12 protein-coding genes and 1 pseudogene are annotated in these 14029 nt (G+C 71.2%); 3 read left to right on the forward strand and 10 right to left on the reverse strand.

Annotation, left to right across the window (positions count from 1 at the left end; all coding sequences use genetic code 11):
* Window positions 1–52: 52 nt before the first annotated feature.
* From LQ326_RS24305 to LQ326_RS24325, 5 genes are all read right to left on the reverse strand, one after another.
* The gene (locus LQ326_RS24305; RefSeq protein ID WP_234539670.1) at window positions 53–1114 is read right to left on the reverse strand and encodes an aminotransferase class V-fold PLP-dependent enzyme; all 1062 of its coding nucleotides are present in this window, start codon (window positions 1112–1114) and stop codon (window positions 53–55) included.
* A gap of 108 nt (window positions 1115–1222) precedes the next feature.
* Window positions 1223–1939 (reverse strand): DsbA family oxidoreductase, encoded by a 717-nt coding sequence (locus tag LQ326_RS24310; protein ID WP_234539671.1) that lies wholly within the window; start codon window positions 1937–1939, stop codon window positions 1223–1225.
* A 63-nt stretch (window positions 1940–2002) separates the two neighbouring features.
* Window positions 2003–2506, reverse strand: coding sequence for a GNAT family N-acetyltransferase (locus tag LQ326_RS24315; protein ID WP_234539673.1), 504 nt, complete (start codon window positions 2504–2506; stop codon window positions 2003–2005).
* A 53-nt stretch (window positions 2507–2559) separates the two neighbouring features.
* Entirely contained in the window at window positions 2560–3168 is a 609-nt protein-coding gene (locus LQ326_RS24320; RefSeq protein WP_234539675.1) for a DUF1349 domain-containing protein, read from the reverse strand.
* A gap of 154 nt (window positions 3169–3322) precedes the next feature.
* Entirely contained in the window at window positions 3323–4852 is a 1530-nt protein-coding gene (locus LQ326_RS24325; protein ID WP_308402008.1) for an aldehyde dehydrogenase (NADP(+)), read from the reverse strand.
* A 157-nt stretch (window positions 4853–5009) separates the two neighbouring features.
* On the opposite strand from LQ326_RS24325, the gene LQ326_RS24330 reads away from it, so the two are divergent.
* Window positions 5010–5783, forward strand: a complete 774-nt coding sequence (locus LQ326_RS24330; RefSeq protein ID WP_234539677.1) for an IclR family transcriptional regulator — start codon at window positions 5010–5012, stop codon at window positions 5781–5783.
* Window positions 5784–5878: 95 nt separating this feature from the next.
* Complete coding sequence (locus LQ326_RS24335) at window positions 5879–7336, forward strand: peptidoglycan D,D-transpeptidase FtsI family protein (RefSeq protein WP_234539678.1); 1458 nt, start codon at window positions 5879–5881, stop codon at window positions 7334–7336.
* A 109-nt stretch (window positions 7337–7445) separates the two neighbouring features.
* Here LQ326_RS24335 and LQ326_RS24340 read toward each other — a convergent pair whose 3' ends face one another.
* Window positions 7446–8897 carry an NCS2 family permease gene (locus LQ326_RS24340; RefSeq protein ID WP_234539680.1) on the reverse strand — a complete coding sequence of 484 codons (1452 nt, stop codon included), beginning with the start codon at window positions 8895–8897 and terminating at the stop codon, window positions 7446–7448.
* Window positions 8898–9159: 262 nt separating this feature from the next.
* Between LQ326_RS24340 and LQ326_RS24345 the strand changes: the two genes are divergently transcribed.
* Complete coding sequence (locus LQ326_RS24345) at window positions 9160–9672, forward strand: hypothetical protein (RefSeq protein ID WP_308402009.1); 513 nt, start codon at window positions 9160–9162, stop codon at window positions 9670–9672.
* Between the two features lie 92 nt (window positions 9673–9764).
* Here the strand turns inward: LQ326_RS24345 and LQ326_RS24350 are convergent, their stop codons facing one another.
* The 4 genes and pseudogenes from LQ326_RS24350 to LQ326_RS24365 form a co-directional block, all read right to left on the reverse strand.
* Window positions 9765–10562 carry an HAD family acid phosphatase gene (locus tag LQ326_RS24350; RefSeq protein ID WP_234539681.1) on the reverse strand — a complete coding sequence of 266 codons (798 nt, stop codon included), beginning with the start codon at window positions 10560–10562 and terminating at the stop codon, window positions 9765–9767.
* A gap of 130 nt (window positions 10563–10692) precedes the next feature.
* Window positions 10693–11805, reverse strand: a complete 1113-nt coding sequence (locus LQ326_RS24355; protein WP_234539683.1) for a right-handed parallel beta-helix repeat-containing protein — start codon at window positions 11803–11805, stop codon at window positions 10693–10695.
* Window positions 11806–11839: 34 nt separating this feature from the next.
* Window positions 11840–12827, reverse strand: a pseudogene (locus LQ326_RS24360) (pectinesterase family protein).
* A gap of 46 nt (window positions 12828–12873) precedes the next feature.
* Window positions 12874–13989 (reverse strand): pectinesterase family protein, encoded by a 1116-nt coding sequence (locus LQ326_RS24365; protein WP_234539684.1) that lies wholly within the window; start codon window positions 13987–13989, stop codon window positions 12874–12876.
* Between the last annotated feature and the right edge of the window lie 40 nt (window positions 13990–14029).

The raw sequence follows: 14029 nt of genomic DNA on the forward strand, positions 1-14029 counted from the left end.
GGCCGCCACCACGCCCGTCGTGGGGGCGGCCCCAGGGCTGTCGCGGCGCTGTTCAGCCCGCGAGGGCGTCGAGCAGGCGGTCCACGTCGGCTGGGGTGTTGAAGAGGTGGAAGGCCGCGCGCAGGTTGCCCGCGCGGTCGGAGACCTCGATGCCGGCCCGGCTCAGCCCGGGCTGACGGCCGCCGAGCCCGGGGACCGAGACGATCGCCGAGCCGGGGGCGGGCACCGGCTCGTGTCCGAGGGCCGCGAGCCCGGCCCGGAACCGGTCGGCGAGGCCCACGTCGTGGGCGTGCACGGCGGGTCCGCCGAGTTCCTCGAGCAGGTCGAGCGAGCGGCGCAGGCCCGCGAACGTGAACAGGGCATGGGTGAGGTCGAACCGGCGGGCGGAGTGGGCGAGTTCGGCGACCGGGCCGTAGCAGCTGTCCCACGGCTCCTCGCCCGCGACCCAGCCCGCGAGCAGCGGCGTCAGTCCGCCGAAGTCCTCGGGGACCACCAGGAAGGCCGCGCCGTGCGGGCCGAGCAGCCACTTGAAGGAGACGGACGCGGTGAAGTCGTACGCGTCGGCGTCCATCGGCAGCCAGCCGGCGGCCTGGGAGAAGTCGACGTAGGTGCGGGCGCCGTGCGCGCGGGCGGCCTCGCGCAGCGCGGGCAGGTCGGCGATCCGGCCGTCCGCCGACTGGGCGGCGCTGACCGCGACGAGGGCGGTGCCCGGGCGGACGGACTCGGCGAGGCGCTCCAGCGGCACCGCGCGGACCTTGAGGTCGCCGCGGACGTGGAACGGGTTCAGTACGGAGGTGAAGTCGTCCTCGGCGGTGAGGACCTCGGCGCCGGACGGCAGCGAGGCGGCGATCACACCGGAGTGCGCGGCGACCGAGGCGCCGGCCGCGACCCTGCTCGCGGGGACCCCGGCGAGCCGGGCGTAGGCGGCCCGGCACGCCTCCACGTCCTCGTGCAGCGAGGTCAGGGGCCGCCCCTCGGCCCGCAGCAGCGCCGCCTGGTGCAGGGCGGCGACGGTACGGGCCGGCAGCAGGCCGTTGCTGGCGGTGTTGAGGTAGGTGGTCTTCGGGGTGAACTCGGCGCGGACGAGGCTCTCGAACGTCTCCGTGGTCTCCATGCGTCCACTCTGCGGCCCGGAGAACCCCCCGTCCATTGCGGATTTTTACCCGGATCCGCTAAGCGACGCTTATACGTCGCCCCTGACCTGGGCTTTCCCCAAGACCTCTCAGTGCTGCGGCACGGCGCACCCGTCCGGTCCGCAGGCCTCGGCGCCGCCTTCGTCGATCAGCTTCAGCGGGGGACGCTCCCCCCAGGCCTGGCCGAGCGCCTGCGTGAACACCTCGGCGGGCTGGGCGCCCGAGACGCCGTACTTCCGGTCGAGGACGAAGAACGGCACCCCGGTCGCGCCGAGCTCGGCGGCCTCGCGCTCGTCGGCGCGGACCTCGTCGGCGTAGCGGGACGGGTCGGCGAGCACCTCGCGCACGGCCGCCGCCTCCAGCCCGGCCTCCACGGCCAGTTCGACGACCCGCTCCGCGCCCCCGGTGAACAGGGACCGCTCCTCGGCGAAGTTCGCCCGGTACAGGATCTGGATCAGCTCGTCCTGGCGGCCCCGCTCCTTGGCGAAGTGCAGCAGCCGGTGCAGGTCGAAGGTGTTGCCGGTGTCACGGCCCCGGGTGCGGTACTCCAGCCCCTCGGCGGCGGCCTGGGCGCCCAGGTTGTCCTCGCCGGCCTGGGCCTGCGCCTCGCTCATGCCGTACTTCTTGCCGAGCATGGCGAGCACCGGCTGGACGTCGTCCTTGGCGCGGCCGGGGTCCAGCTCGAAGGAGCGGTGGACCACCTCGACGCCGTCGCGGTGCGGAAAGGCGGCGAGCGCCTTCTCGAAACGCGCTTTTCCGACGTAGCACCAGGGGCAAGCGATATCAGACCAGATCTCCACGCGCATGGTGTCGGCTCTCTCCAGGTAGTCAGCGGTCCAAAACTATCTGAACCTTCAACCAGCCTGCTTTCATTCCCCGGCCACCGCGTATCGCAGACACAGATGGTGGTCACCCGCGGCGGGCGGGTGCTCCGGGTCCGGCACCCAGCCTTGCCGGGCGTAGAAGGCCTGGGCCCGCCGGTTGTCGGCGTGCACGTCCAGTACGGCGGTGCGCCTGCCGTCGGCCCGCCACTGCTCCAGGCACGCGGTGTGCAGGGCGGTGCCGACACCGGCACGCCAGTGGTCCGGGTCGACATGGAACTGGAACAGCTTGACCCGCTCGCCGGTGGCACCCTCGGGGACCCGGAAGGAGGCGACCCCGGTGATCGTCCCCGCCTCGACCACGCACAGCACCTGCCCGTCGGGCCGTTCGACGGCGGAGCGCCAGGCGGCCGTCCAGTCCACGCCGTCGTCGGGGAGGCCGTCCGGGTAGTACGTCGACCGGGCCCGCCGATGCAGCGCGGCGATGGTCTCCGCCTCCGCGGACAGGGCCGTACGGATCACCCGGAACTCACTCGCACGGTCACTGATCACGCAACGGGAGACGTGACCGCGTCCGGGACGGTTCCGGACCGGCAGGCGGTGTCTCAGCTTCCGTCGCGCAGGTCGGCCGGCCAGTCGGGCCTGAACTCGATGTGGTCGTACGTCACCACGCACCCCTCCCCCATCGGCGACTGGGTCATGAAGCCGACCAGGGCGTTCTCGGTCTCCTTCTCGGTGCCGAGGGTGAACAGCCGTACGAAGACCCACTTCTTGCCGTCCCTGGAGGCGTGGAAGGCGAGCGCCCGCCCGGTCCGGCTGATCCGCAGCCAGACCGAACTTCCCTCCACGGTGAAGGAGTTGGCGTCGTCCGAGTGCCCCCGGGTGACCACGGTGCAGACGGTGGGCACGTCCGGGGAGTTCTCCAGGCAGAGCTTGGCCCAGGCCCGGTCGCCGACGTGGACGTACAGCACACCGGCGTCGAAGGCGGCCCCGAACCCGACGGTGACCCGGGCGATCAGCTGAAAATCCCCTTCGGGCGCCCCGAGCAGCCGGGGCGCGTCCGAGGCGGGATCCAGCGCCTCCCCGGTGGGCGACACGAACCGGTCCTGCCGGGCCCCGGCCCACCCGGTGAGCACCCCGTCCTCATAGAACCAGTGCCCGTCCGGCCCGTAGGTGCGGAGAAGGAAAGGAAGTTCGGGAAGTTCCACGTCCATGGTCAGATTGTGTCAGCAGAACCATCGAACTCGCCCAGGGGCAGCCAACCTGAAGGGGCGCTGGGGGCACCCCCGGCCGAAGGCTGGGGGAGGAACTGCGCGAGCAACCACGGACAACCCGCAGTCGCCGACGCACCCCGCCCCCCACCCGGCGCTACCGCTCCAGAACCCCGTTGAACCGCCGCGGAAGCCCCAGCGGATTGTCGTCCTTCAACTCGGCCGGCAGCAGAGCCTCCGGCACCCCCTGGTAGGCCACCGGCCGCAGCCACCGCTCGATGGCCGTACCGCCCACGGAAGTGGACGTGGAGGTGGTGGCCGGGTAGGGCCCGCCATGGTGCTGGGCCGGGGCCACGGCGACCCCCGTCGGCCAGCCGTTCACCAGCACCCGGCCCGCCAACGGCGTCAGTTCCGCGAGGATCTCCGTCCCCGCCCCCTCGCCCGCGGCCTCCTCGGCGGAGACATGCACCGTCGCCGTGAGGTTGCCCGGCAGCCGCGACAGCACCGCCGTCGCCTCGTCCCGGTCCTCGTAGCGGACCACCACCGTCACCGGCCCGAAGCACTCCTCAAGCAGCAGGTCGTAGCCGCCCTCCTCGGCCAGCCTGGCCGCCGGCACCGTCAGGAACCCGGCGCTCACGGTGTGCTCGCCGCCCGCCCCCGGCGTCACCGGGCTCTCCACGTCGGGTAGTCCGGCGCGCTCGGCGACCCCGGCGAGGAAGTTGTCCCGCATCCGGTGGTCGAGCAGCACGCCCGCGTCGGTGTTGCTGACCGCGTCCGTCAGGGACTTGACCAGGCCGTCACCGGCGGCGCCGGCCGGCACCAGCACCAGGCCCGGCTTCACGCAGAACTGGCCCACGCCCAGCGTCATCGACCCGGCGAGCCCGGTGCCGATCTCCTCGGCCCGCTCGGCGGCCGCGGCCTCGGTGACGAGGACCGGGTTCAGGGAGCCCAGTTCGCCGTGGAAGGGGATCGGCACCGGGCGCGCGGCGGCCGCGTCGAACAGCGCACGCCCGCCCCGGACGGAACCGGTGAAGCCGGCCGCGGCGATCAGCGGGTGCTTGATCAGCTCGACGCCCGCCTCGAAGCCGTGCACGAGACCGACCACGGCTTCGGGGATGCCGTGCTCGGCGGCGGCCCGGCGCAGCACCTTCGCCACCAGCTCGGACAGGGCCGGGTGGTCGGGGTGGGCCTTGACGACGACCGGGTTGCCGGCCGCCAGCGCGCTCGCGGTGTCGCCGCCGGCGACGGAGAAGGCGAAGGGGAAGTTGGAGGCCGAGTAGACGGCGACGACACCCAGCGGGACCTTGTACCGGCGCAGGTCGGGAATGGGCGGGGTGGCCGTGGCGTCGGGGTGGTTGATGATGACGTCGAGGAAGGCGCCCTCGTCGACGAGGCCGGCGAAGGCCCGCAGCTGGTAGGCGGTGCGGGCGAGTTCCCCGGTCAGCCGGACGGGGCCGAGCGCGGTCTCGGCGTCGGCCGCCTCGACCAGCTGGTCCTTGGCCGCATTGAGGCCGGCGGCGGCCGAGCGCAGGAAGGCGGCGCGTACCGTGCGGTCGGCGAGAGAGCCGCGGGCGGCGTGCGCGGCCTTGACGACGGCGTCGATCTCCTCGGCTGTGGCTTCCACCGCAACCTGTTCACGCTGCTTCCCGGTGCGCGGGTCGACACTCCAGACTGGTGCTGCTGCCACCGCGGGTCCCTCCATGAGTTGCGTACTGCCGCAGTATCCGGGTCATATCCGGGTCATCCACCAGGGGCGTTCGATATACTGAACGCTGTCTCTGATGATGAATATGCTGTTGGAGACTATAACCTCGGTTTCTCGTCCAACGAAGGGGTCAAGGGCGATGTCGGCAGGCGAGACAGGCGGCGGGGCACAGGTCAAGTCCGCGGTACGGACCGTGGAACTGCTGGAGTACTTCGCCGGCCGGCCCGGTATGCACTCCCTCGCGGCCGTCCAGGAGGCCGTCGGGTATCCCAAGTCCAGCCTCTACATGTTGCTGCGCACCCTGGTGGAGCTGGGCTGGGTGGAGACGGACGCGACCGGCACGCGGTACGGCATCGGGGTGCGGGCCCTGCTCGTCGGCACGTCGTACATCGACGGCGACGAGGTGGTCGCGGCGGCCCGCCCGACCCTGGACCGGCTCTCCGACGACACCACGGAGACCATCCACCTCGCGCGCCTCGACGGCACGAACGTGGTCTACCTGGCGACCCGCCAGTCCCAGCACTACCTGCGCCCCTTCACCCGGGTCGGCCGCCGGCTGCCCGCGCACTCCACCTCGCTCGGCAAGGCGCTGCTCGCCACCCACACCGACGAGCAGGTCCGCAAGCTGCTGCCGGAGACCCTGCCGGCGCTGACCGAGCACACCATCACGGACCGGGAGAAGCTCATCGAGGAGCTCCGCCAGATCCGCGAGCAGGGCTTCGCGATCGACCGCGAGGAGAACACGCTCGGGCTGCGCTGCTTCGGCGTGGCGATCCCCTACCGCACCCCGGCCCGCGACGCGATCAGCTGCTCGGTCCCGGTGGCCCGGCTCACCCCCGCCCACGAACAGATGATCAAGGACGCCCTGTTCGACGCGCGGGACCGCCTGACGCTGGCGACGCGCCGCCTGTGAGCCCGGGCGGGGCCCTGCGGCCCGGATGAGCGGACGATGAGAAATCCGCCCGTACGGGAACGGGTACCCCGCCTTCGCTCGTCTGTCTGAGCGGGATGAACAAGACGATCAGGCGGGCGTCCGTCTTCGCGCTGCTGCTCGTACTCGCTCTGCTGGTCAGGGCGACCTGGGTGCAGTTCTACGACGGCCAGGCCCTCGCGGACGACACGGACAACCGGCGCAACGTCATCGAGACGTACTCGCAGCCGCTCGGGAACATCGTCGTGGCCGGTGAGTCGGTCACCGGCTCGGCGCGGACCCTGAGCGGCAGCGACCTCAAGTACAGACGCACGTACACGAACGGCAAGCTGTACGCCGCGGTGACGGGCTACGCGTCGCAGAGCTACGCCCCGACCCAGCTGGAGGGCATCTACCAGGACCTGCTCAACGGCACCGACAGCCGGCTCAGGACGGTGATGGACACGGTCACCGGCGAGCGCGCCGAACCGGGCGACGTGATCACGACGATCGACCCGGACGTCCAGAAGGCGGCGTACCGGGCGCTCGGCGACAAGAAGGGCGCGGCGGTCGCGATCGACCCGAAGACCGGCAGGATCCTCGCGGTCGTGTCGACCCCGTCGTACGACCCCTCCTCGCTCACCGACGCCAACACCGCCGGTGCGGCCTGGAAGAAGCTCAACGCCGACGCGGACAAGCCGCTCACCAACCGGGCGCTGCGCCAGCCGCTGCCGCCGGGCTCGACGTTCAAGCTGGTGGTCGCGGCGGCGGCCCTGGAGGACGGCCTCTACGCGAACGCCGACACACGGACCGACAGCCCCGACCCGTACACCCTGCCGGGCACGACGACCCCGCTGAAGAACGAGAACAGCTCGGCCCCCTGCGAGAACGCCTCGATCCGTACCGCCCTGCGCTACTCCTGCAACAACGTCTTCGGCAAGATGGCCGTCGACCTGGGCCAGGACAAGGTGCGGGCGATGGCCGAGAAGTTCGGGTTCAACGACGACAAGCTGGACGTGCCGGTGCGGGCCTACGCCAGCGTCTACCCCTCCGGCATGGACAAGGCGCAGACCGGTCTCTCCGGCATCGGCCAGTTCGACGTCACGGCGACCCCGCTGCAGATGGCCATGGTGTCGGCCGTGATCGCCAACGGCGGCAGGCTGGTCTCCCCGCACATGGTGTCGCAGATCACCGACAGCGGTGGTGACGTGCTGAAGAACTACGACGACGAGGCGAGCGGCAAGGAGATCGTCAGCTCCTCGACCGCGGAGCAGCTGCGGTCCGCGATGCGGACGGTCGTCGAGGACGGCACGGGCACGAACGCGCGGATCGACGGCGTGACGGTGGGCGGCAAGACGGGCACGGCCCAGCACGGCGAGAACAACAGCAAGACGCCGTACGCCTGGTTCACGTCGTACGGCACGTCGGACAGCACGGGGAAAGAGGTCGCCGTGGCGGTGCTGGTCGAGCAGTCGGACGCGGCACGGTCGGAGGTGAGCGGCAACGGGCTGGCGGCGCCGGTGGCGAGGGCGATGATGGTGGCGGCCCTGAAGTAGAGCGCCCCTTCGGGGGCGCGGGGCGGCAGTCGATGTGCGGCTGCCGCCGCGCGGGCGCGACCAGCCACGACGAACCCGCGGCCGAGAACGCGCCCCCGCGCCCCGCCCCCTACTTCACACCCAGCACCTGCTCCACCGGATCGATCGCGAAGTACACCAGGAACAGCGCCGAGACGGCCCACAACAGCCAGTTGACCTCCTTCGCCTTCCCCAGCACCGTCTTGATGACGACGTACGCCAGGAACCCGGCCCCGATGCCGTCCGTGATGGAGTAGGTGAACGGCATCGCGGCGATGGTCAGGAACGCCGGGATGGCGATCTCGTACCGGTCCCAGTCGATGTGCTTGACGTGGGTCATCATCAGGAAGCCCACGGCGATCAGCGCGGGAGCGGCTGCCTGGAGCGGGACGATGGTCAGCAGCGGCGTGAGGAAGAGCGCGAGACCGAACAGGCCGCCGGTGACGAGGTTGGCGAAGCCGGTCCGCGCCCCCTCCCCCACCCCGGCCGCCGACTCGATGTACGCGGTGTTGGAGGAGGCCGAGCCGATGCCGCCGGCCACCGCCGCCGCGCCGTCGATGAACAGCACCCGCCCGATGCCCGGCACCTGTCCCTGCTCGTCGAGCAGCCCGGCCTCCGCGCTGATGCCGACGATCGTGCCCATGGCGTCGAAGAAGTCGGACAGGATCAGGGTGAAGACGAGCAGTACGGCGGTGAGGACACCGGCCTTGGCGAAGCCGCCGAACAGGCTGAAGTGACCGATGAGCCCGAAGTCGGGGGCGGCCACGATCTTGTCGGGGACCTTCGGCGTGGTCAGGCCCCAGCTCTTGATGTCCGCCGCCGAGTTGATGACGACCGCCACCAGGGTCATGGTGACGATGCTGATCAGGATCGCGCCCTTCACCTTCCGCGCGACCAGCGCGATGGTCAGGAGCACGCCGGCGCAGAAGACCAGCACGGGCCAGCCGGTGAGCCGTCCGACGGCCCCCAGCTGCACCGGCACGGTGGTCTGCGCGGCGTCCGGGATCCGGCTGACGAAGCCGGCGTCGACGAAGCCGATGAACGCGATGAACAGGCCGATGCCGACGCCGATCGCCTGCTTCAGCTGCTGCGGGATGGCGTTCATGATCGCCTCGCGCAGGCCGGTCAGCACGAGCACACAGATCAGCAGGCCTTCGAGGACGACCAGCCCCATCGCGTCGGACCAGCTCATCAGCGGCGCCAGCTGGAAGGCCACGACGGCGTTGAGGCCGAGACCGGCCGCGATGGCCAGGGGCAGGTTGCCGCCGACGCCCATGACGACCGTCATGACGCAGGCCACCAGCGCGGTGGCGGTGACGAGTTGGCCGGTGTCGAGGGTGTGACCGAACTTGTCCTTGGCGCTGCCGAGGATGATGGGGTTCAGGACAAGGATGTAGGCCATGGTGAAGAAGGTGGCGAAGCCGCCGCGTATCTCCCGGCCGAAGGTGGATCCCCGTTCGGAGATCTTGAAGAACCGGTCGACGCCGTTGCCGGCAGGTGGCGCGGCCCCTTGCGGCCGGGCCGCCTTCTGCGTCTCGGACATGGTCGAACTCCTCGTCCCCTGAACGTGCGTGTGCGGATGCTGGCTGGATTGTTCCCGCGTCGCACCCGTTTCAGGTTTTCCGCGTGTTACGGAATCAGGCTCGATGTGGTTCGGTTGACCACACCGCGTCCGGTACCTCGTACAAGCCGCGACGAACCATCGCGCCACCCTGCCGCCGCTGCTCGGCTGGGTCCGGGTGGCCGGCGCCACGGCCGCGACCAGCCGCCCGCCGTCCCCCCCGGCCGCCCCGCCGGCTCCCGGCGTGCCCTCGGCCCGTTCCTCGCCCGAGGCGGGTGCGAGTGCGACGCGCTCGCCGGCCCCGCGGGCCTCCGCCACCCCGGCGCCGCCCGCCGCGAAGGGCGAACAGGACGGCCCGCTCTGGTCGGACGGCTCGGTGGACCCGCACAGCAACGACTTCTGGGCGCAGTCCGATGTGACCCTGCGCATCTCCCGGCAGCTGACGGCGCTCACCGTCCGGTTGAAGGTGGCACAGACGGGCGGGGTGTCCGACACCGGGGCCTGGCACTCGCTGCCGGAGGCCGACTTCACGCAGACGGTGACCGCACGGGACGGCTTCCTGGTCTACACGTGGACGCTCAGGCCGGGCAGCAGGGCAGCGGCCGGCGAGTGGGTGTTCGCGGGCCAGTACAACCACGAACAGGGCGGCCGTGACGCGGAGAACGACAGCTACACGATCACCGGCAGCGCGGGCGGCAGGCAGTACGCGGTGACCGGCGGCTTCGCGGCGCACACCGGCGGCGCGGGCGGCTCCTGACCCCGGGCAGGCGAAACGGGCCGGAGAACCGCCCCGGCCCGTTTCCGTCTCCCTGTGGCCGTCATGGCCGAAAGGGCTGCCGCGAGCCCTGGTTACGACACGAAGTACGTCGGGTTCGGCAGCTTGTAGGTGCGGTCCGCGAAGCCGCCGTCCAGGTCCGAGTACTGGTCGCCGAAGTTGGCGACGATCTCGTACCCGAGGTCGTCCTCGATGTGCTTGCGGGTGCCGGACTTGTACTGCACGGTCGTGCAGGTCCAGGTGCCCGGGGTGGCGCAGGCGCTCAGGTAGGACGGCGGGTTGGCCTTGTCCTTGAGGAACATGTGGGCCGCGTCGAGGTTGACGTCGGCGCCGATCTTCTTCAGGTTCTCGACGGCGGCGGTGCGCTGCGCCTCACTGAGCCCGGAGTTGTAGAAGACCTCGACGCCCTTGCCCTCCGCGTACTGGACGAGTTCGGCGCTGCCGAACACGCCCGGACGGTCGGCCCTGTTGACGTAGTCGGCCCAGGTGGTCGAGTTGTAGGTGTAGTTGTAGCGCTTTTCGTAGTCGAGGCTGAGCAGCAGCGTGTCGTCGATGTCGAAGACGACCGCGGGCTTCTCGCCGTGGCGGTGCGCCTTGCGCGCGGCCCGGTCGATGTAGCGCTTGGCGTCCGCGTCGATGCTCGCCAGGTCCTTGGCGTAGGGACTGGTCGGCGAGGCCTGGTAGACCCCGTTGGCGTCGGCGGCGGTGCCGTAGTAGGTGTCGATGTCCTTCACCAGGAGCCCGATGTTGTACGGCTCGTGGGTGGAGTTCGCGGTGGACTGGCCGGCCGTGGCGGCACCGGCGCCGTAGAGGGCGCCGCCGGCGAGCACACAGGCCGTGGCGATCGCCGCGAGGCGAAGTGACTTATGCATGTCAGGAGTTCTACGCGCGTCGCCCCGGTGGGCGCGAGACCCGTTGCCCGATCGATATCTCATCGGCGGGCAAAAAACGGGTCAAGCGCCCTGGACTGAGTCCTTCCGGTTGTCCCGGCGCGGTCGCGGGTCAGTTCATGGTCGCCCCGATGGTCGTGCTGCCCGTCGTCAGGAAGGCGGTCGCCGGCAACGAGCCGTCCGACTGCCGGGCGTTGTACGTGGTGGTCGCGTCCGTCGACTTGAACGCGGGGGTGCTGACGCCGCTGTCCCAGTTGTTGCCGGCGGACACCACCGAGGAGCCCTTGCTGACCAGCCCGCTGCCGTTGCTCACCGCGAGGTTCTTGCCGAGTCTGGCCGCGCTGGTGGCGAAGTAGTAGCCCCAGCCGCCGTTGGCGTAGGCGGTGGTGCGGTTGATGACGATCGCGCCGGTGTTGGAGTTCTCGGTGAACCCGTTGCCGGAGTTGCCCCAGGCGGCCGAGTTGTTGACGACGTGCGCGACGGTGACGCCGCCCCCGCCCAGCTTGAAGCCGTTGCCGTTGCCCTCGAAGGCGGAGTCGCCCCAGCGGTTGACGCCGTTGCCGAAGGACCAGGTGTGCTCGATGGTGACCGGCGAGGAGAAGGACCACAGGTCGATCCCGTCGTCCGAGTTGTTGTACAGCCGGGCGCCGGTGACGAGGTTGCCGGAGCCGGAACCGAACTTGATGGCGACGCCGTCGGCGTTCTGGCCGTGCGTGGCGGCGTCGTAGTTGCCGTAACTGTCCAGGTTCCTGACGGTGTTGTTGACCGTCCCGTCCCCGGTCAGGGTGAAGCCGGAGTCGCCGCCGTTGATGGTCTTGACGTTGTTCCAGTTGGTGCCGGTGCAGGACTGGCAGACCACCGCGCTGTCCGGGGAGTTCTGGAAGGTGAGGTTGGAGACGTTCCAGTAGTCCGCGGTCAGTTTGAAGATCCACTGGCCGGAGGGCAATGACGAGCCGTCGATCTTGACCGTCTCCGAGCCGTACGCGGTGAGGGTGATCGGCGCGGAGGAGGTGCCGTTCGCCGTGGACTGGAGGGTGGCCGTCGGGTAGTAGGTGCCGCCGCGGACCTGGATGACCGTGCCGGCGGTGGCGTTCTTGATGGCGTTGGACAGGTCGGTGGAGTTGCTGACCACGACGGTGGCCGCGTGCGCCGGGGTGGCCAGCACGGCCAGCCCGAGCGATGCCGCGGTCACGGCCAGCGCGGTGAGGGAGCTGATACGACGCATGACGTGCGGGTCCTTTCGTCGATCAGGGGGATTTTCAGAGTGAGCGGGCGGGTTTCCAGTCGCCGAGGTAGGTCGCGGGGGTGTGCGACGCGGCCTCGGCGGCGGTGAGCTGGGGCCGGTTCCCGGGGACGGTGATCACCGCGCCCGGCCCGGAGTTGCGGTACTCGCGGAACCGCATGGACTGCCACGGGTAGGCGTCCCGCATGTTCGTGTAGGGCGCGACGGGGGTCGATCCCGGGGCCGATGAGACTGTCCCGCACGACCAGCGAGGGCCAGGCGGTGGTCTCGTACGTCGGCACCCAGGGCCGCGCCAGCTTGTAGGCCCCGTCCTCCGCGCCTGAGGAGAACCGGCAGCGGACGGCGAGGAACCCGTGCGCGTTGGCACGGGCGGTCGAGGGGGCGAACACCATGCCCTTGGGGGTGAAGGTCACCTCTCGTGGCAGGGTGCGGAAGTGGCAGTGCTCGTACACCGCGGTGGCCCGTCCGAAGACGAAGTCGACGTCACCCTCGATGTGGCAGCGGTGGAAGAACTGCCGGCCGAAGGAGCCGAGTTCGGTGGTGTCGGCGAACAGGGTGTCCTGGTGGGCGAGCAGCCGCACGTTCTCGACGTGCGTCCGGTCGCCGGTCAGGTACGCGGCGACGGCCTGGGTCCCGGTGACGTCCGGGTGGTCGGCGCGCAGCCAGTCGTTGGCGAGGGTGAGGTCGCGTACGACGAGCCCGGGCGCCGCCGAGGCGAAGGTGGCCGACCCGGCGGTGCCGTAGGTCCCCGAACCGTCCGGCCGCTGTTTCCCGTTGGCGTTGTCGTAGACGACGACGGCGTCCCGGGGATCGCGGCTCGCCCCGCGCAGGGTCAGCTCCTCCTTGTCGGCGGGCACGTCGACGACCTCACGGTACGTTCCCGGATGCACGACGATCGTCCATCCCGGCCCGGACACCGCGTCCACGGCCGCCTGGACGGAGTCGCCGGGGTGGACGTGCAGGACGCGGCGGTCGCGGGCGACGGCCGTGACCGGACTGCCCATGGCCACCGCCGCCGTGGCGGCGAGAAGCGCGCGTCGGGTCGGCATGTCAGCGCTCCTCCCACGGGGCCCAGTCGCCGAGGTAGGTCGCGCGGGTGTGTGACGCGGCCTCGGCGGCGGTGAGCTGGGGCCGGTTCCCGGGGACGGTGATCACCGCGCCCGGCCCGGTGTCGCGGTACTCGGCGAAGCGCTGGCGCTGCCAGGGGAAGGCGTCCGACATGTTGGTGTACGGCGCGACGGCGTCGATGCCCGCACCGAGGCAGGAGTCGCGGACGACGAGCGCGGGACGGGCCGTGGTGTCGGAGCTGGGCACCCAGGGGCGGGCCAGCTTGTAGGCGGCGTCCGGGGCTTCGCTGCTGATCCGGCTCCGGCTCACCAGGTAGCCGTAGGGGTTGGCGGCCGCCGTCGACGGTGCGAACACGAACCCGTACGGGGCGGCCGCCAGGTCGGTCCGGTTCAGGGTGCGGAAGTGGCATCCCTCGTACACGGCCGTGGCCCGCCCGAAGACGAAGTCGACGTCACCCTCGGCATAGCAGCGCGCGAAGTACTGCCGGGCGAACACCCCGAGGGCCGTCGAGTCGGCGTACAGGGTGTCCTGGTGGCCGAGGAACCGGCAGTCGTGGAAGGCACTGCGGTCGCCCTGCACCTTGAGGGCGACGGCCTGGGTGCCGCTGATGTCCGGGTGGTCGGCGCGCAGCCAGTCGTTGGCGAAGGTGATCCAGTGGGCGGTGAAGCCGTCGGCCTGCACGGTGGTGGTGGCGGAGCCGGTGGTGCCGTACGTCCCGCCGCCGGGCTTGGGGGTGCCGGCCGCGTTGTCGTAGACGATGACGACGGCACGCGGGTCCTCGGCGGCGCCGATCCAGGTGGCCTCGGTGCGGGTGGTGTCGACGGCGACCGTCTCCCGGTAGACGCCCGGGGCGAGGACCAGCGTCCAGCCGCTGCCGGTGGCGGCGGTCACGGCGGCCTGCACGGTGGTGAAGTCGCCGCGGCCGTGCGGGTCGACGTACAGGGACCGCGGGGTGCGGCGGCGCTCCGGGGAGCCGTACCGCCCGAAGGGGCGGGCGGTCGCGTGCGCGGGGCGGGCGGCCAGGGCGAGGGCGGCGCCGGCCCCGGCGCCCGCGAGCAGGAAACCCCGTCTGGACAGGGGAGGGTGGGGCGAGGACATGCGGGTGCTCCTTGGCGGGGGAGACGGGTGGCGGTGGTAC

Origin of the sequence: Streptomyces shenzhenensis (assembly GCF_021462265.1) — a bacterium.
In the GTDB taxonomy this organism is placed as follows: Bacteria; Actinomycetota; Actinomycetes; order Streptomycetales; family Streptomycetaceae; genus Streptomyces; species Streptomyces shenzhenensis.

Bases quoted from the DNA above. Each gene is read 5' to 3' on its own strand.
- LQ326_RS24305 (WP_234539670.1), bottom strand. From the start codon at position 1,114: ATGGAGACCACGGAGACGTTCGAGAGCCTCGTCCGCGCCGAGTTCACC.
- LQ326_RS24310 (WP_234539671.1), bottom strand. From the start codon at position 1,939: ATGCGCGTGGAGATCTGGTCTGATATCGCTTGCCCCTGGTGCTACGTC.
- LQ326_RS24320 (WP_234539675.1), bottom strand. From the start codon at position 3,168: ATGGACGTGGAACTTCCCGAACTTCCTTTCCTTCTCCGCACCTACGGG.
- LQ326_RS24330 (WP_234539677.1), top strand. From the start codon at position 5,010: ATGTCGGCAGGCGAGACAGGCGGCGGGGCACAGGTCAAGTCCGCGGTA.
- LQ326_RS24335 (WP_234539678.1), top strand. From the start codon at position 5,879: ATGAACAAGACGATCAGGCGGGCGTCCGTCTTCGCGCTGCTGCTCGTA.
- LQ326_RS24340 (WP_234539680.1), bottom strand. From the start codon at position 8,897: ATGTCCGAGACGCAGAAGGCGGCCCGGCCGCAAGGGGCCGCGCCACCT.
- LQ326_RS24350 (WP_234539681.1), bottom strand. From the start codon at position 10,562: ATGCATAAGTCACTTCGCCTCGCGGCGATCGCCACGGCCTGTGTGCTC.
- LQ326_RS24355 (WP_234539683.1), bottom strand. From the start codon at position 11,805: ATGCGTCGTATCAGCTCCCTCACCGCGCTGGCCGTGACCGCGGCATCG.
- LQ326_RS24365 (WP_234539684.1), bottom strand. From the start codon at position 13,989: ATGTCCTCGCCCCACCCTCCCCTGTCCAGACGGGGTTTCCTGCTCGCG.